This is a genomic window from Salisediminibacterium beveridgei, from assembly GCF_001721685.1.
Lineage (GTDB): Bacteria > Bacillota > Bacilli > Bacillales > Salisediminibacteriaceae > Salisediminibacterium > Salisediminibacterium beveridgei.
In genome coordinates this window covers 1,450,096-1,467,834 of sequence record NZ_CP012502.1, presented here as the reverse complement: position 1 = coordinate 1,467,834, position 17,739 = coordinate 1,450,096, and the positions used below count along the sequence as shown (strand labels likewise).

General features: G+C 42.7%; 20 protein-coding genes. 9 read left to right on the top strand and 11 right to left on the bottom strand.

The window, feature by feature from the left end; translation table 11 throughout:
• Positions 1-9: 9 nt before the first annotated feature.
• Together BBEV_RS06795 and BBEV_RS06790 are read left to right on the top strand one after the other, a co-directional pair.
• Complete coding sequence (locus tag BBEV_RS06795; protein ID WP_069364778.1) at positions 10-291, top strand: ubiquitin-like small modifier protein 1; 282 nt, start codon at positions 10-12, stop codon at positions 289-291.
• Positions 292-295: 4 nt separating this feature from the next.
• Positions 296-562, top strand: coding sequence for a MoaD-like domain-containing protein (locus tag BBEV_RS06790; RefSeq protein WP_157100935.1), 267 nt, complete (start codon positions 296-298; stop codon positions 560-562).
• Positions 563-619: 57 nt separating this feature from the next.
• Here the strand turns inward: BBEV_RS06790 and BBEV_RS06785 are convergent, their stop codons facing one another.
• From BBEV_RS06785 to BBEV_RS06765, 5 genes are all read right to left on the bottom strand, one after another.
• Positions 620-2,425 carry an aldehyde ferredoxin oxidoreductase family protein gene (locus tag BBEV_RS06785; RefSeq protein ID WP_069364776.1) on the bottom strand — a complete coding sequence of 602 codons (1,806 nt, stop codon included), beginning with the start codon at positions 2,423-2,425 and terminating at the stop codon, positions 620-622.
• Positions 2,426-2,571: 146 nt separating this feature from the next.
• Positions 2,572-3,306: a class I SAM-dependent methyltransferase gene (locus tag BBEV_RS06780; protein ID WP_198155078.1), complete on the bottom strand. Its 735-nt coding sequence runs from the start codon at positions 3,304-3,306 to the stop codon at positions 2,572-2,574.
• A gap of 298 nt (positions 3,307-3,604) precedes the next feature.
• A complete protein-coding gene (locus BBEV_RS06775) occupies positions 3,605-4,030 on the bottom strand; it encodes a low molecular weight protein-tyrosine-phosphatase (RefSeq protein WP_407690244.1) in 426 nt (141 codons plus the stop codon).
• A gap of 116 nt (positions 4,031-4,146) precedes the next feature.
• Positions 4,147-4,452 (bottom strand): hypothetical protein, encoded by a 306-nt coding sequence (locus BBEV_RS06770; RefSeq protein ID WP_069364774.1) that lies wholly within the window; start codon positions 4,450-4,452, stop codon positions 4,147-4,149.
• A 157-nt stretch (positions 4,453-4,609) separates the two neighbouring features.
• The gene (locus BBEV_RS06765; RefSeq protein ID WP_069364773.1) at positions 4,610-5,404 is read right to left on the bottom strand and encodes an SDR family NAD(P)-dependent oxidoreductase; all 795 of its coding nucleotides are present in this window, start codon (positions 5,402-5,404) and stop codon (positions 4,610-4,612) included.
• Positions 5,405-5,564: 160 nt separating this feature from the next.
• Here BBEV_RS06765 and proC point away from each other — a divergent pair, with 160 nt between their 5' ends.
• The 4 genes from proC to BBEV_RS06745 all read left to right on the top strand — a co-directional run bounded on the left by proC (position 5,565) and on the right by BBEV_RS06745 (position 9,313).
• On the top strand, positions 5,565-6,428 hold the full coding sequence (gene proC / locus BBEV_RS06760) for a pyrroline-5-carboxylate reductase (RefSeq protein WP_069364772.1): 864 nt from the start codon (positions 5,565-5,567) through the stop codon (positions 6,426-6,428).
• Positions 6,429-6,611: 183 nt separating this feature from the next.
• The gene (locus tag BBEV_RS06755) at positions 6,612-7,928 is read left to right on the top strand and encodes a phytoene desaturase family protein (RefSeq protein ID WP_069364771.1); all 1,317 of its coding nucleotides are present in this window, start codon (positions 6,612-6,614) and stop codon (positions 7,926-7,928) included.
• A 169-nt stretch (positions 7,929-8,097) separates the two neighbouring features.
• Positions 8,098-8,913, top strand: coding sequence for an ion transporter (locus BBEV_RS06750; protein WP_069364770.1), 816 nt, complete (start codon positions 8,098-8,100; stop codon positions 8,911-8,913).
• 106 nt (positions 8,914-9,019) lie between these two features.
• Positions 9,020-9,313 (top strand): MerR family transcriptional regulator, encoded by a 294-nt coding sequence (locus BBEV_RS06745; protein WP_069366637.1) that lies wholly within the window; start codon positions 9,020-9,022, stop codon positions 9,311-9,313.
• A gap of 54 nt (positions 9,314-9,367) precedes the next feature.
• On the opposite strand, the gene BBEV_RS06740 is transcribed toward BBEV_RS06745, so the two are convergent.
• Positions 9,368-9,802: an OsmC family protein gene (locus BBEV_RS06740; protein WP_069364769.1), complete on the bottom strand. Its 435-nt coding sequence runs from the start codon at positions 9,800-9,802 to the stop codon at positions 9,368-9,370.
• A gap of 111 nt (positions 9,803-9,913) precedes the next feature.
• Complete coding sequence (locus BBEV_RS06735) at positions 9,914-10,906, bottom strand: arsenic resistance protein (RefSeq protein ID WP_198155077.1); 993 nt, start codon at positions 10,904-10,906, stop codon at positions 9,914-9,916.
• 186 nt (positions 10,907-11,092) lie between these two features.
• On the opposite strand from BBEV_RS06735, the gene cbpB reads away from it, so the two are divergent.
• The gene (gene cbpB / locus BBEV_RS06730; RefSeq protein ID WP_069364768.1) at positions 11,093-11,566 is read left to right on the top strand and encodes a cyclic-di-AMP-binding protein CbpB; all 474 of its coding nucleotides are present in this window, start codon (positions 11,093-11,095) and stop codon (positions 11,564-11,566) included.
• Between the two features lie 51 nt (positions 11,567-11,617).
• Positions 11,618-12,640 (top strand): NADPH dehydrogenase NamA, encoded by a 1,023-nt coding sequence (gene namA / locus BBEV_RS06725; protein WP_069364767.1) that lies wholly within the window; start codon positions 11,618-11,620, stop codon positions 12,638-12,640.
• A 48-nt stretch (positions 12,641-12,688) separates the two neighbouring features.
• Here namA and BBEV_RS06720 read toward each other — a convergent pair whose 3' ends face one another.
• Complete coding sequence (locus BBEV_RS06720; protein ID WP_069364766.1) at positions 12,689-13,141, bottom strand: SRPBCC family protein; 453 nt, start codon at positions 13,139-13,141, stop codon at positions 12,689-12,691.
• A 91-nt stretch (positions 13,142-13,232) separates the two neighbouring features.
• On the opposite strand from BBEV_RS06720, the gene BBEV_RS06715 reads away from it, so the two are divergent.
• Positions 13,233-14,480, top strand: coding sequence for a DUF4236 domain-containing protein (locus BBEV_RS06715; RefSeq protein WP_069364765.1), 1,248 nt, complete (start codon positions 13,233-13,235; stop codon positions 14,478-14,480).
• Positions 14,481-14,556: 76 nt separating this feature from the next.
• On the opposite strand, the gene BBEV_RS06710 is transcribed toward BBEV_RS06715, so the two are convergent.
• From BBEV_RS06710 to BBEV_RS06700, 3 genes are all read right to left on the bottom strand, one after another.
• Complete coding sequence (locus BBEV_RS06710) at positions 14,557-15,543, bottom strand: LacI family DNA-binding transcriptional regulator (protein ID WP_069364764.1); 987 nt, start codon at positions 15,541-15,543, stop codon at positions 14,557-14,559.
• Positions 15,544-15,558: 15 nt separating this feature from the next.
• Positions 15,559-17,010 (bottom strand): sucrose phosphorylase, encoded by a 1,452-nt coding sequence (gene gtfA, locus BBEV_RS06705; RefSeq protein ID WP_069364763.1) that lies wholly within the window; start codon positions 17,008-17,010, stop codon positions 15,559-15,561.
• Between the two features lie 223 nt (positions 17,011-17,233).
• Positions 17,234-17,674 carry a YaaR family protein gene (locus tag BBEV_RS06700; protein ID WP_069364762.1) on the bottom strand — a complete coding sequence of 147 codons (441 nt, stop codon included), beginning with the start codon at positions 17,672-17,674 and terminating at the stop codon, positions 17,234-17,236.
• Positions 17,675-17,739: the final 65 nt, after the last annotated feature.

Sequence of the window (17,739 nt, the reverse complement as noted above, 5' to 3'; positions counted from 1 at the left end):
GTGAGCATAATGGAAAAAGAATTTAAAGTTTTTGCAACGTTCAGGGAAATATGCGACGGAAAAACTGTAAAGATCCCCTACGAAGCAAATGAACCCATTGGTCAGCTTCTGGATAAACTCATTGATCGCTTCCCTCAAATGGGAGAAGAATTATTCACAGATGATAAAGTGATCCGCCAACACGTCCACGTTTTCGTCAACGGCAGAAACGTCATTCACTTGGACGGGCTCAGAACTACCGTCAAGCCGGAGGATGAACTGGCACTTTTCCCCCCAGTAGCAGGAGGTTGATATGATGGAAAATCTTGAATTTCGTGGCATACCACAAAAAGACATCATCGATTATTTGAAAGAACTAGGTGGTGTCATCCAGAAAACCAGCGACGACCACATTCTTTTTCAACATGATGAATGGCACGCTGAAGTTTTTCCGGAAACATTCTTTACCTTTATGCATTCCGAAATCCCTATTGTTAAAGTCAATTTAGAAGGGATCGATGAATCCACCCATCAGGAAACCTTACGTAAACTTCGCCTGAAAACATTCAGAGCCGGAGGATAAAATTAATAATACAACAAGTAAAGGGCATCCGGGAAAAGCCGGATGCCCTTTACTTGATTAAATTTGCATTTGCTTTTTCTTTTCCTCTGTAACAACACCGTTTTCCCATCCGCGCGCTGAATAATACTCAGCGAGCATTTCGTCTAGATGAGAAACGGATCCTTCAGAGTTTCCAGTGGCTCCCTCATTGAGGAAACGGTCAGGTAAACGATCGTCTTTCGCATCAAAACCGGCTTTATTATTGAAATAGCGTTCGATGTTATAGACACGCTCGCCAATTTCCATAATATCGTCACCTGTCAGTTCAATACCGACAACTGCACTGTACTGTTGCGCATAGAGATCCGCATTCTCTGAAAATGCTGAGAACTTACATAGATCCAACGAGTCCGAGAAAGCATGTAGATCCTGGAATACTTTCAAGAGTTCACCTTTTCCTTTGACTGCAAGCCGATCAACCGGTTCAGGAAGCCCGGCGATCTCAGCGGAGACTGTATATCCTCTAAGGTGACAAGCTCCGCGGTTACTGGTAGCGTATCCAAGACCGATGCCTTGAATACCGCGCGGGTCATAAGCTGGGATCCCTTGATTCTTAACTACCATCGCAAGTCCACGATTTCCGAATTTCTCGGCAGCATACCCGGAGCCTTCTGCCAGTATATCTCCAAGACCTTCGCGTTTAATGATCTTTTCGATCCATTCGATCATCGTGTCCACGTCACCCCACTCAATTCCTTCCTCGATCAATTCCTTATCATATGCTTCCATAACAACGGAGAAACAATGACCCAAATCAATCGTATCGATGCCATAATCATTGCAACGATCAATCATGAATGCAACGGCTTCCTTGTTTCCAGTACCACAGTTTGGCCCCAGTGCCCATGCAGATTCGAACTCAAAGCTCTCCATTTTAACTTTATACTTGCCTTCTGAGACTTCAACTTCTTTCTTACAGGCAACCGGACAGGCATGACAGGTTGGTTCGCTGATCAAAATCTCCTCACGGACAGTTTCACCGCTTACCCCTTCTGCATGTTCTGAAACCGTCGTCTGTGAATTATTAGTTGGTAATGCACCGGATTCGTTAATAATGTTCATCAAAACGTTCGTCCCGTATACAGAAAGTCCGCCTTTGTTAGGTGCAGTCAGAGCGCCTTCATTAATCGCTTTAAGTCCGGCTTTAACTGCAACTTTATAATCATCCTGATTCGCTGCTTCAGGCATGTTCCCTCTTTGAGAAGCTTTAATGACGATGGCTTTCAATTTCTTGGAACCGGCCACTGCACCTGTTCCTCCACGGCCGGAAGCCCGATCATCTTCATTCATCCATCCCGCATAATTAATCTGGTTCTCGCCACCTTGTCCAATGGACATGATGCTGGTGTCTTTACTGCCATAACGCTCTTCAAGAGATTTAATTGTATGATGTATTCCTTTTCCCCAGTATTCAGAAGCATCCCGAAGTTCCGCTTTTCCATCTTCTACATAAAGGTAGACCGGTTTTTCACTCTTTCCAGTGAAGATCAGATTGTCAAACCCTGCCCACTTCAAACGAGCCGCAGTCCAGCCGCCCATATGGGAGTCCGTCACCGTGTTAGTCAAAGGGGATCTTGTGACTGTGCAAAGCCGGCCACTCATATGAATCCGAGTACCCGTTAAAGGACCTGTCATGATTGCCAGCATGTTATCCGGTGAATATGGCTCCACATCGTATATGCCATGATCGACCATATACTTCACACCAAGACCTCGAGCCCCAACGTACTTCCTAACATTTTCTTCATTTAGTTCACGATACTCTACAGTGCCGTCTGTCAAATTAACCCAGGCCTCATGATTTTTGTAACCGCCTAAATTCATTCTTTTTACCTCCCCATTCGTTGTTTGATGAACAGTCTGCCTCTGTTGATCAAGACTATTTAGAGACAATCTGTCCGAAAAAAGATTTCACTTATTAAACTTCTCTTTTGTAAACGCTTTCTCCTGCAAATAAAAAAATATAATTGTTAATTTTTTGTGAAGATTATGATAAACCAACCCCCTTCTTTTATGATTGGTTCTGCAGATAGCATAGTCAGTCCTGATATTGTTGCAAGCTCTTTTAATTCATCAATTGTCGGAAGAGGATAAAGATTAGCATGTGCTGTCATGAAAGCATTGAAAGCAGACGTAAACATACCTCCATACTGGCTGTGATGGATAGGTGTGATGATGGAAATTTTTCCGCCTGGTGTAGTGAGTTCGCTGATATTTTTTAATAACGCCCCCCGCTTATCCTTTGGAAAATAGTACAGTAAGTTATGTACCATCACCAAATCCACGGAATCATTCTGATTATTTAAAAAAGCTGTTAGATCCTGATTCAGAAGTTGAATGTCATCAGGTAATCTTTGTCTTGCATAGTTAAAGACATCACGATTTTTTTCTACACCGGTAAGCTTCATGCCCTTGAACTGATGATGAATTTTTGCTAAATAGCCCCCATATCCGCACCCCAGATCCAAAGCCGATCCTGGCTTTGATTTTGTGACCAGTTTCATGACAGCCGGCAATGCCGCTTTTTCAAGAAGTGCGGATGTTTCTGCCACAACCTCTCCAAAAGCCTGATCCTGATAAACCCGCTTATCTTTTCTTTGAATCAGATCGGGATATTCCAGCAACGTGGGAATATGAAGTTCCATCATTTCCCGCAAAAGAATGCCCGCGGATTCATCACTGTCTACCGTTGCAAAGCGGACCATTTTTTTCTTCGCCTTAATCCTTCCTGTGATGTTTTTTTTCAGATGTCCAACGGATAAGCCGACATCTACCCAGCTTTCCAATAGTTCCTCATCCCAGTCGTAAGTTTTCGCTATCGTATGGACTTTCTCACCAGATTCGAACAATCTGAAAAGATTCAGTTTGTAGCCGACATGAGCGTGCCAGGTTTTCAGAAAACTCTCATTGCTTTTCATCCATTTTCTCGCTTGCAAAAATCGTCTGACTTCCAGCACGACCTTCACCTCCGGCTTATCGTTACAGAAATGTTCCCATTTTTCGTCAGGAGGAAACGTGGAGTTGAATCACTTCCTCAATCAACTTTGAAATTGATCGCTCAATTAAGTCATAAACCTCAATGAAATTGCCTGTAAAATATGGATCTGGCACTTCTGATAAACCTGTGGATGGATGGTAGGATAATAATCGTTCGATCACAGCTTGACTATCATCAGGTTTCAGGTTTATTAAATGATGCTCATTTGAGGAATCCATGGCAATAAAATAATCCCATTCATAAAAATCTGCTGATTTGGTCTGGCTACCTGAAAGATTCGCATGGTCAATTCCCTTTTTCTCGAGTATCTCTAATGTTCCTTCGTGGGGGCGCCTGCCGATGTGCCAATTTCCTGTACCCGAAGAACCAACATGAATTTTATCTTCCAATCCTTTTTCGTTTATTTTTGCACGTGCGATTGCTTCTGCCATGGGTGAACGACAAATATTTCCCAGACAAACAAACATGATCCGTATCATCATTTCATCCCTTTCTGTAGTCAATTTCTTTTATTATATCATTATTCCAAAAAGAAAAACCTCTTGGATTACCCAAGAGGCATGAGTTCTTTCATGATATAACTGTATTCTTTCCGAATGACCTCAAGAGCTGCATCAACTGTTGAGACATCTTTTCCAATATTGAAAGTTTTAATACTTTTCAAGGAGTCGCAAGAATCTTCAGGGCAGGTTAAAATCTGAACAGCCTCTTCTGGGTCACATTCAATTTCTTCTACTTTCTTTCCTGCACAGCGACAATCAACATTCTCAAACCGTTCATAAACGACATAGTATCCTTCGACTACTTCGTCACTCAGTAATTCCGCTGTCTCTACTAAATCCTTCACGATCATCGTAAACGACCTCTCTTTGGGTATTATTTGTGAAATGAATCACAGCGTTTGTTAACTACAATTTATATCATACATGATCATGACTGATTTATGGTGAATTTTCATTGACAATTGCGTGACAATAAGATGAAATAATGAACAGCAATTCATTAAAGACTTATTTTTTATTCATCTGTTTTGCTGCAATCTTTTCAGCAAGGGCTGGAAAAAGCTGATATAGTTTTGCGGCTACGCTTAACAATCGTGGCAATTCCAGTTCACGTTTCGGACGAATAATCAACCTGACAGCTTTTTCGGCAACAACACTTGCATCCAGAATAAATGATTTTACGTTCTGCTTGTATGTCCCCTCGGCGTCTGCAATCTCGAAAAATTCCGTCTCAATGGGCCCTGGATTGATCGTACTGACGAAAATAGGATCTTCAGACGTCTCCATCCGGATCGCATTTGCAAATCCGATTACTGCGTGTTTGGTAGCAGAGTATACGCTCGCTTTCGGTGTAGCAATTTTCCCAGCAAGTGAAGCCACGAAAATGATTGATCCGCACCGTTGATTTCTCATTCTTTTCATGACTGCTCTTGTACAGGCGATTGTACCAAGTACGTTCGTATGAAACATGCCCTTGGCATCTGTCATATCAACATCTTCAATATAGTCAAAGATGGCGTATCCCGCATTGTTGATCAATGTAGTGATAGCGCCCTCTTCTTTGTATATTTGCTCGATAACCTGCTCTACCTGATCTGTATCTGCCACGTCCAAACGATACACCGGCGCTCTGATTCCATAGAGCATGCCAATCTCCTCGGAAACTTCTCTCAACCTGTTCTCTGACCTCGCTGTCAATACCGGTATACCACCTTTTGCGGCAACAGCCAAGGCCATTTCCCTACCGATTCCGCTTGAAGCACCCGTAATCACGACGCGTTCACCTGTTAATGTTTGTTTCATATAATCCTTCACTCCCTGCTGCATATTGAATCAACGATGAAAGTATAACGAAAACCCGCTGAAGATTCCAGTATTCACCTCTTGACAGATGATCTGACCAGGTGCATAATGTGCTTCATATATCATCTGAATATTCTAATAAATGATGGAGGAGATACCGATGACAGTAAACATCAGTCTGATTGGTGCAGGATCAATGGCAGAAGCCTTGATCGCTGGTTGGACAAACGAACAGAATAACGGCCGGTATCACAAACATATCCAAGTGACAAATCACTCAAACAACACACGGCTTCGATACTTGGAAGAAACATATCAGGTCAAGGCAGAGCGTGATCCTGCCTCACTCATTCAACACAGTGATGTAATCATCCTTGCCTGCAAACCGAAAGACTGGCAAGAAGCACTGACACCCTATCTCGATTACTTCACACCTGAGCATACACTGATTTCGGTCATGGCAGGTATTACAACCGAAGACTTTGAATCCTTTTTCCCTTTTCGTATTCCGGTTATCCGCGCAATTCCGAATACATCTGCCGTTGTCAATGAGGCAATGACTCCTTATGCATGTGGACAGCATATGACACCTTCCAAGCATAAGATTTTCAAAAATCTGTTTCTCGATATCGGCGATATCCAAGTAGTTGATGAAAATCAGATGGATGCGATGACTGCACTGACCGGCACTGGTCCTGCTTATATCTATTATCTGATGGAATCCATGGAAAAAGCCGCAATCCAGGAAGGAATCGATCCGGAAATGGCACGAAAGCTCGTCTCACAGACTCTCTTGGGCGCAGGTATTCGTGTGAAATCCGAAGATATACCACCAAAGATACTCTATGAACAAATTATGAGTCCAGGCGGTACCACTGAAGCAGGTTTTAAAATACTGCAAGAGCATCAGGTTCAATCTTCAGTGATCGATTGCATCAGCGCTGCATGCAATCGATCAAAGGAACTTGGTCAATCGTTAACTTCCAACAGCAAATTGAAACCTGATACAACAGATAAGCAGTAAAGACTTTAGTCTTTACTGCTTTTACTTTGGCAACTTCTGGCGTTATTTAAAGAGCGTCACTTTTCATTTTTCCTTTTTTATTCTATACTTAATTAACAATATAAATGTAGTAAAAACACGGCATTGATGCAGTCAACATGAATCTACAATCACAGTTTACTATATTGTTAGGAGGAACTAGTTATGAAGCGCAGCCATTATGATGTAGTTGTCATTGGCGGTGGATTAGCGGGACTATCTGCCGCAGCTCGTCTCGCCCACCACGGTAAAAAAGTTGCATTGGTGGAACGGGGGAAACTCGGCGGACGAGCTATGACAATTAAATTAAAAGGCTTTCAGTTTAATTTCGGGGCTCACGCTATTTATGCACGGGATAAATCGTATTTAACACAAATGGAAAAAGAAATGAATCTCGATATCACATGGGAAGATTATCAACAGCTGCATTCCCGCTATGACATGGGCGAGGAAACGACTGTGATTCCATCGAGCCTCGGTGGGCTTTTGCAAACGAAACTGCTGAAAGGGGCGGATAAATTCCGCTTTGCTTATCACATTCTGTTTACAACACTCGGATTTGAAAAAGGAGATCCCGAACTCTCCATTCAGGAATGGATTGAGTTGAATAAGATCAGCCCTGCCGTCCGTGATATGATGTTAAATCTGGCCAACAGTAATTTCTTTGCAGGTGATGCTCGTCAAATTCCTTCTGATGTCTTCTTTTCATATTACCGTAGGTTATTTAAAACGAATATTCCAGTAAGCTTTATTCAAGGGGGATGGCAGGTTCTGATCAATGAATTCAAAAGGACCATCCAAGATAATAATGGAGATATTTTTGATAAAACAAAAATCACCGATCTGGAGACAGACGGTAAAACAGTCCATAGCGCATTTGCGAAACGTCATCAGTTTAACGCAGATGAATTCATTTTTGCCATCCCACCGGAACAACTGCAAAAATTGTTTACTGATACCCATCTTAACAAAGAGTTCAGAAAATACACTGATTATGAATCAACGTTTGTCATGTTTTATGATGTTGGATTAAAAAAGAGGATCGAAACAGAGTATACGTATGTCTTTGACAAAGACCGGCAAATCTTTATTACGGATATTTCTTATTATGATCTTCTTGCTGCTCCTCCTGGAGGTCAACTTCTGCAAGCAGTGGCGTATCTCAGACCTGATCAAGTCAATGATACGGAAGCTCATGAAGCGATCATTGAAAAATTTGAAGCTTTTTATGACAAACACTTCCCAGGATGGCGAAAAGAACTCGTCATTCCCCGCGCTTCAAAAAAACCGGTACTCCAGGCGATTCGCTGGAATATGCATCACCATGGTTTACCAACGCACTTCGAGCAAATGCCAAATATACACTTTGCCGGAGACTGGACAAAAGCAAAAGGGCAGCTTTCTGAATTGTCTTTCTCCAGCTCTTATGACTGTACACAGCGTATTTTAAAATTGAATTCGGTCATTAAACAGACGACTTAACTGTCAGGTTGACTGCTGATCCCCGGTAAAAGGGGGAGTCAGCGGTTTTTTCTGTTATGATACTTATATTCTTTTTCATCAACACATTCCCTGATGTACAATGGTAATCTGCCATGTAAAATGATAATAAAAATCACGAGATTCATATTGTTGAAAGGAGATACTCAACATGAGTGAATTCCGCTCAAAAGTACATACGTTCGTAGAACATAGGCTGTTTCAAGCAACCATCATTATCCTGATTCTCTTCAATGCTGTGATTGTTGGTCTTGAAACTTACCCAACGATCTACCAGGAATACCGCTCTTTCTTCTGGTCCGCTGATACTTTATTATTATGGATTTTTACGATTGAAATTGCGCTTCGAATGATTGCAGCCAAACCTTTTACCTCTTTTTTTAAAAGCAGTTGGAACTGGTTTGATTTTATCATCGTCAGTGCCGGCCATATCTTCGTCGGTGCCCATTTCGTAACGGTTCTGAGGATTCTGAGGGTGCTTCGGGTATTCCGTGCAATTTCCGTAATACCCTCTTTACGCCGACTTGTGGACGCACTGCTGAGAACCATCCCTTCGCTTGGAAATATCATGTTATTGATGGGAATCGTTTTTTATATTTTTGCAGTGATTGGAACCATGCTTTTTCAAACCGTTTCTCCAGAATATTTCGGCAATCTCCAGTTGTCTCTTCTTACACTGTTTCAAGTGGTTACCCTGGAATCGTGGGCAAGTGATGTCATGCGCCCGATTTTTGAAGAAATCTGGTGGTCCTGGATATATTTCGTTTCATTTGTTCTCGTTGGTACATTTGTTGTCTTCAACTTGTTTATCGGCGTTATTGTCAGCAATGTAGAAAAATCCGAAGGTGAAGAAAAAGAACAGGAAAATACTCGCAGAAGTGATGAACAAATGGCGGAAATCCGGTCTTTACGAACCGAAATTGAGGAAATGAAGACCATGATACAGGAACAGGGACAGAAAAAATAACACCGGACGTCAGATTATCTTACAAAAAATACACAAGAGAAATTCTTTCATGATATAGTAAACAAAACATCGCAACCAGCGGAGAAAGAGGCGATCGCCTTTGTCACTGGATTATAAAGACAAAAAAGTGATCAGTATTGGAATCATGAGTGAATTAACCGGTCTGTCTGAAAGACAAATCCGCTATTATGAGGAACGAAAACTCGTCTTTCCTGAGCGAAGTAAGGGCGGTACCCGGAAATTTTCATTTGCCGATGTGGAGCGACTCGTCGAAATCGCCAATAAAATGGAAGATGGTATGCAAACCTTCGAGATTCGCAAACAGGAAGTGAAGAAATCCGATGTACGGGATAAAATGCTTCGTGGTCAGTTGAACGCTGCCTTCAAAATGCGGAAATAGTCAGACCAAAAAAGGAACCAGCTGCAAGTCAGCTGGTTCCTTTTTACATCAATATCATGGTTCGATTGTCCAAGTGTCCTGAAGGTCAACATCGGCAGCTTTCATCATGGTATAAACCGGGCAGCGTGCTTCCACTCTTTCTTGCAGTTCTTTCAAACGCTCTTCAGACTCTGAAGTTCTTACTTTTGCGTTAACGGTTACCGTCTCAAAATACGGTCGCACATTTGGATCTCCCATGAATCCTTTTGGGTCAAATTTTCCGGAAATATCGAATTCAATGCCTTTGAGATCAAAATTCATTTCCTTAGCTGCCATATGCGCTGTCACATTCTCGCAAGAAGCTAAAGCTGATAGAGTTGTCTGCAAGGGATTGGGTCCTTGATCTTTACCACCCATTTGACTGCCTTCATCCAACACGAGTGCATGGTTACCGGCTTCAGCCTCAACCTTCAATCCTTCTGATTTTGCTTTAATTTGAAACATCATCATGTAAATCACCTTTCTTTACCAAAATATAAATATCAGGGTTCTATGCCTTTGTATGACCAAAGTGAGTCCCTGTTGACTCTATTCTTTCAAATACCCATCATCGTATTGTTTTTAAACGGATGATGCCTGATCCTCTTCCCTTTCGGATTGGCTGAACCATCGTTTTGCCGAATATTTCGCATAGAACGAAATGCTCGAATATTGGAACATGAATGCGATCGTCACAAGAATAGCAGCCTCTGCAGAAAACGCCGTAGCAGCAATACCGATGGCAATGGATAAGTTTCGAAGTACCGTTCCATTTACCAGTGCAATTCCGTCATTACGGTTAAACATTTTTGTAGCAATAAATGTGGCAAACGTATAATTAATGGCATAGAACAATAAGATCGCAAAAGCTGCATACAAAATCAAGTCGAGACTTCCCACAAGCATTTCTGCACGTGCGCTGGTGCTGACAAAAACGACATATAAAAGTCCCCAAATGCTGAGTGGCGCGAGATTTGGTTTTATTTTCTTGTTGAATTCCTGTTGTGTGTATTTTTTTAACAGGATCCGCGTCACAATTTGTCCGAGAACAAGTGGAATAAATACAACCATAAATATCGTGCGGAATGTCATCATAATATTTATCGGAACATACTGACCCACCATAATCAGCAGATACCAAGGTGTCAGAACTGAACCCACTACCAGCCCGAATACAGTCAACTTGACAGCGGCAGGCATGTTTCCTTTCTGAATACCGGTCCAGGCAATGGTCATCCCGCTGGTCGGAAGAAGTGCCACTAAAGCAAGTCCAGCAAACATTAACGGATCATTGCTTAGTAACGTCATGCCAATAACAAGCGCCACCAGCGGAATCCATACGAAGTTGATCAAGAATGACACTCCGATCAATTTGGATTCCTGTCGGATTTTAGTCAATTCCTGAATTTTTAAACCTACCATTGTAGCGAAAATCATAATGATCGTGGCGATTAAAATGGTTGGACCCAGTGCCTGTGTGTTGACATAGAGCCCGGTTATAAAACTGAGAATTAAAACACTGGGTAAAACCAGCAGTAGGTGTTTTTGAGGGAAATGATAGATTTTCATCAGCATAGCGACTTCACTCCGATCTGTTTTATACCCCATCTGGTATATAATTATACTACTATGGGTATGTGGCGTCTGTCAATCATTCCTCAACATTTTTTAAGTCCAGTTGACATTTCTAAACCTTGTCACTAAACTTATAATTGAGTTATCATAAATTTTTGAAATACTTCGAGAGCGAGTGTGCATACTATGCATAACACAAAAGAACAGGATTTACTCAATATCGGAATTGAACGTTTTATTATCCCCGCCGAAGATGTTGCCCATGTTCAGCCTGATAACAGTCTAGAGCATGCTTTACTGGTACTTGTAAAATCCGGCTACACTGCTATCCCCGTTCTGACGACATCCTATGAGCTCTGTGGGCTGATCAGTAAGGCACAGATTTTGGATGAAATTCTCGGGATCGAACGGATGGAACCTGAACGATTGAGCCAATTCCTCGTGCGGGATATGATGACTGAAGATGTTGCTTCGGTAGTAACCACTTCCACCTTGGAACGGGTTATGACAGTATCAATTAACTACCCCTTTGTCTGTGTCGTTAACGAAAATGGCGCCTTTGACGGGATTATTACCAGAAGTAAGCTCCTGGCACATTTAAATGGTTATTTACATGAACAACGAAGACTTTCAAATCTAGACAGTAACCGGGACGACTGAGTCCCGGTTTTTCTGCGGTTATTTCATTTTGACGAAAAAGGAGATTTTTATATGAGCGCCTTGTTATTCTCACCACTCACAATCAAAAATGTTACCTTCAAAAACCGGATTGCCATGGCTCCGATGTGTATGTATTCTTCATTTTCGGAAGATGGTCATACCAGCCATTGGCATCAGCACCACTATGAATCCAGAGCGGCGGGTCAGGTGGGGCTCGTTATGATAGAAGCGACAACGGTGATGGCAAACGGTGCCATATCCCCGCAGGATCTCGGGATATACAGCAGTGATCATATTGAAGGACTTAAGAACCTGACGGATGGAATTCATAATCACGGAGCGAAGGCAGGCATTCAATTGGCACATGCAGGACGAAAAGCAAATTATGACGGCCGAATAATGGCACCCTCTGCGATTGCCTTTGATGAAGAAAACCGCATACCTGATGAGATGACGGCAAATGATATCCAGGAACTCATTCAGTATTTCAAAAAAGCTGCAGAAAGAGCCCGAATTGCTGGATTCGATGTAATTGAATTGCATGGTGCCCATGGCTATTTAATTAACCAGTTCCTCTCCCCTCTATCAAATCATCGCACGGATGACTATGGCGGTACGAAAGAGAATCGGTTCCGTCTTTTAAAAGAAATTACTGAAGCTGTGACAGTCGTTTGGGACGGCCCTCTTTTCGTCAGGCTCTCCGCTGACGAATACCATCCTGAAGGAAATCAGCCCGAAGACCTGATCGAATACGGACGCCTCCTCAAGGAACTGGGAGTGGATCTGATCGACTGCAGTTCAGGTGGAGTTGTCCGGACAGCCATAGAAACCTATCCCGGCTACCAGATCTCCTATGCAGAGAACATGCGTAAAAAAGCTGGTCTATTAACCGGTGCTGTAGGACTCATTACAAATCCTCATATGGCTGAAGAGATCATTCACAATGGGAGAGCGGATATGATTTTGATAGGCCGTGAACTCCTCAGAAATCCTTATTGGCCTCTGGAGGCAGCAAAATCGTTGGGCGCAAAAGAAGTGGAACCTCCCCGCCAATATCTCGCAGGTTGGATGTAATACAAAACAGGCCCTTTGCTGTCGTTAAATCAGCAAAGGGCCTGTTTTCTATCCATCTTGTTTCAGAAAATGTTTCTCCAACTGACGCTCTCTGTCCTTAAACATCCCCTTCAGCATTAAACGAATCAATGGCGATGGTACTTTCGCTGCAAACTCCACCCGGTCGATCATCCGTGTCGTCTGTTCATCAATTTCTTTGAAGGCATGAACATGTCGCCATGCCGTAAATGGAAAAGGTAAATTCGTTCCTTCATCCATGAAAAAGGCTTCTGGAACAACTTTAGTTATCTCACCTTTCCATTCCAATTTCATCAGGTAGAAATTCATCTCTAAATGAACTGTTGCACCTTCTGTCACATCTTTATCCCCAAGGATCCGAATCTTGGGAAATCCGGTGATCGCCGCCAGGTTATCATTAGTCTGAAAAAACGACCAGACTTCAGATAAAGGCCGGTCGATGTCGGTCTTATAGTAAAACGTATCCTGGAACAATGACCTCATCCCTTTCCATTCATGTATATCTATTTTATGATGAGAGTAACAGAATAGCAATGAATATTACTTTTAAGTCGAGTTTAAGGATGTGAATAAAATGAGTTTCAGGTTTCAAAGAAGGATTCGTGTCGCTCCAGGTATTCGAGTCAATCTCAGTAAGCGTGGGGTCAGTACGTCTGTTGGAAAACGCGGCGGGACCGTTTCTGTTGGAACAAGAGGGGTTTATGGCAATGCCGGTCTTCCAGGTACGGGGTTATCATACCGTTCAAAGCTGAATAAAAAAAGGACATCCGGGACGGGCGGACATCGGAAAACCGGATCCAAAAAGGGACCAACCCATTCTCAACCTGTGCTGACTGAATGGGATGAGCAAGACCAGGATGTCCGTTTCACCCGTTCGGACGGCACGCCGTTATCCAGTGAAGAAACGACTGCCTTAAAACGTGCACATAAAGAGGAAATCACAGAGATCTATCAGACAAAGGCAGATGAAGTCAATGAACGAACTGCCAGGCTTCTCGAACTTCATCAGGATGCTTATGATATCCATGCGGATCTGGATCAGAGACTCATAGAATCCTTTGGCGACTCACCAGAGGAACCTTCTTTACAGCAGTACGTGCAAGAAAGAGAAGAGGAATTAACGCAGGACTTCTCATGGTTTGATAAACTGATACATCTCCTGCCTTCTAAGAAAAAAGAACTCAATCAGGCTGTTAACGCCGATGCACAGATGGCATTCATTCAAGAAAAGACCGATCACGAAGAGGCCCTTCGTGACCGGGACGAAGAAATAAAATTTCGCAAGACATTATTGGCTTCAGTCAGAAAAGGACAAGCTGATGCCATGGCTGACTGGGCTGGTATCTTTCTCGATGAACTGGATTTCCCTTTGGAAACCGATGTGGATTATGATGTAGTCGATGCACAGACTGTCTTTGTGGATGTGGACCTCCCAAATCCTGATAAGGTTCCGGTGAAAGAAGCAGAAGTATTAAAATCAGGAAAACTGAAGATCACCGAGAAAACCCAACGGGATCAAAGAGATCATTATGCTAGACTTGCCGGTGGAACAGCCTTATACTTAGCCAGCTACTTTCTCGCTTACTTGCCGACCGTCGAGCGAGTAATCGTCTCCGGCTATCAACAACAGCTCGATGAACGAAATGGTCATGATCAGGATGTATACATTTACAGTGCCATGATCACCCGTGATGGATTTCAGGAACTGAATCTCGATCAACTTCACCCGCTGTTGGCACTCGAATCCTTTGAACACCGGATGAATGCCACGAAGACCTTCATCCTGAAAGAAATCACTCCATTCTCACCGACCGATTCGTAACCTCTGTATCAAAACTGAGGTGATGTCTTCCGGATTTCACCGGAAGATATCACCTTTTTTAAATGATTGACTTTCATCAGGTCGTCATTCCCTGTCTCAATTTTACTTTAAAAGGTTCCGGACTTTTTGATCGTTTATCAGGATTTTCAATTTGATCAATCAATAACGTGACCGATGTTCTCGCCATCTCATCAATCGGCTGCAAGATCGTCGTTATGGTGCAAGGCATATAAATACTCAACTCCGCACCGTCATAACCTGTGATCTTGATATCATCCGGTACAAGAAGGCCCTTTTCTTTTGCAATTTGAACTGCCATGCCGGCAATCACGTCACTACCGGCAAAGATACCGTCAAACTGCCGTTCAGCAGCCTGTAAATGATGAATGATCTTCTCTCTTAATACCTCAAGCTTTAAGGTGTTGTAGTCTCCGTGAATCCATTCATAATGAACACCCAAGTCTTCGAGTGCATGTATGGCACCTGAATAACGGTCTTCTCCTGCAATCTTAAGATCCGAATGGCCACCCGCTATCAAAATAGACCGGCACCCTTTACCATAAAGGTGTTCAATGGCCATTTTGCCCCCACTATGATGATCAGAAGTAATTCTTGGAATCTGTGGTCCTAGATCCCGTTCAAAAGCCAGTACGGGCTGAGCCAGCATTTCAAAATGTCTGATGTCTTGCGTGTGACTCGCAAAGATCAGTCCATCCACACGGCTCGCCTGAAGCATGTCTACATATTCCTGTTCCTTTACAGCATCATGATCACTGTTACAGAGCAGGATTTTATAGCCGCGCTTGAAAGCCTCCTGTTCAATCACTTTTGTCCACTGAGAAAAGAATGGATGGGCCACGTCAGGAATGATCAACCCTATCACTGACGTCTTTTTACGCTGCAGGGATCGGGCCATTTCATTGGGCAGATAATTCAATTTCTCCATTGCTTCATAGACACTGTTTTTCAAATCATCACTCAGATAGCCCCGATCATTCAGCACGCGTGAAACACTCGTAACGGAAACCCCCGCTTCCCTGGCAATATCTTTAATCGTCACCATCCTCTTTCACTCCATTCAGACGGACAATTCCTGCATTTCACCCGTTTTTTCATCCAGATAGCGAATCGTAAAGTCATGCGTTGCCAAGTTCGCAGTCAGCATCGTTTTTAGTTTGCCGGTTGTACGAGTCATTTCCAGTACGTGATTATCCGGATCATCCTTGATTTCCACTTCTCCATCAAACGCCTTGTACTGGTTGCGAAACTTCATTAAATTCATCAGTCGATCGATCACTGGTCGCTTCATTTCATCAGCAATCTCTTCTTTTGTGTAATAATGGCGATTGATGTTCCGTCCTACTTTGGTCTCTTCAAGAAGCTCGAGATCATTCTTACCGGCAAGCAGTCCGACATAATAAACCTGCGGTATACCAGGTGCGAAAAACTGAAGGGCTCTTGCCAGAACGTAAGCCTGATCATTATCACCTAATGCACTGTAATACGTGCAGTTCAGCTGATAAATATCGAGATTGTTGTATTCCATAGTATTATAAACCCTTTTCACATTGGCACCCTTGGTAAACAGATCATCGCGTGTGGATTCGATTTCTTCTTGCGTCATTAAATCCGCCACATCGACTACCCCAATCCCGTCATGCGTATCAAGCGTCGTAAATGATTTACGCGGTGCAATCTTCAGCCAGTGCGAAAGGCGGTCCGTGCGACCACTGTAAAGTGCATGGAGCACAAGCATAGGAAGCGCAAAATCATACACCCAATACCCCCGTTCTGCGAGTTTCAGCTGAATGGTATAGTGCTCATGGATTTCCGGAAGGATATCGCACCCTAATGGCTCGAGAATTTCCTGGATTTCATCTAGCATCTCCCACGTATCCGGCTCTAAAAAAAAGCAATCCGTGCCCGGTTTTTTAGTCGCATACGCAAAAGCATCAAGTCGAATGATCGAAGCTCCTCTCTTCGCAAGAAATTCCAAATTGTCTTTCATGAATTGTTTCGTCCGCTCATGATAGACGTTCAAGTCAATCTGTTCTTCATCAAACGTACACCATACTTTTTCCGATGAACCATCTTTAAATGTTACATCAATATAGGGTGCCCGTGGCTTACGCTTATAAATCTTATCTACATCTTCCTGAGTCGGTTCCCCATTCGGCCAAAAATCTTTGTATTGGATAAATAGATCTGCATACGCCGAATCATCTTTTTTCTCTACAAAATCTTGAAAGTACGCAGAGCTTTTCGAAATATGATTGATCATAAAATCATACATCGTGTCATAATTTCTGGCGATGACCTCCACGTCTTTCCAAGTCCCAAAAGAGGGATCTACTTCCTGATATGTCATTGGTGCAAATCCTCGATCTGCAGAGGATGGATAAAAAGGAAGAAGGTGAACCCCGCTTACAGCCCCCTTAAAATGCGTTTCCAGGACCTCATTCAGCTCTTTCAGATTCTTTCCCATGCTATCCGCGTAAGTAATCAGCATAATTTCATTTTTCACAGACATTTAATTTCCTCCTCATAATAATTCTGAAATCGATTTCATGATATCTTTATTGTAGGCTGTTTTTTCTTTTGTGTCAATCGTTTAACATATGAATTGTCTTTCTTCTAGAACTGCCATTCTATTCATTCTTAGCTTTGTGACAGCGTCACGTTGTCCATATTCATAAATCAGTGCAAACAAAAAACATGATTCCCGACGGAACCATGTTTTCACTCCTATTTATTCAGGCATAGATATTAATCAACAGTCCCTGAATTTCCCCGACCATGTTCAGGATATCCAATGATTTTTTTTGTTCATGAATAACAGCGTCTGTCAGATCCAACAACTTCCGGTCAACTTCCTCAACGATTTTATAGACTTTCGTTCGTCCACGACGGTTAAAGCCTTTTCGTTCCTCGAGATTGAGCCCAAGTTTCACGGCATCATCCATAAACTCTTTGACCAGCTGCTTATATTTCCGCAGTTCATCCACCGTTCTGGATTCTGACAATGTCTTCCCTTGATCTTCAATCTTCCCAAGAAGTTCACCTAATCGTTCGTATTGGGCATTATTTCGCCCCTGCTTCATAATTTCCTGGAATGTCACCTTCGCTTCGGTTCCTTGAGATGCAGATTGTCCTGATCGATTTAAACCGGTGCGCCCTACTTTGTTTACTTCCATCGCGCTTCACCCTTTATGTCTGTCTCCTTAGAGTAAAACAAAGGCTGCGGGAAAATGCAACCTTT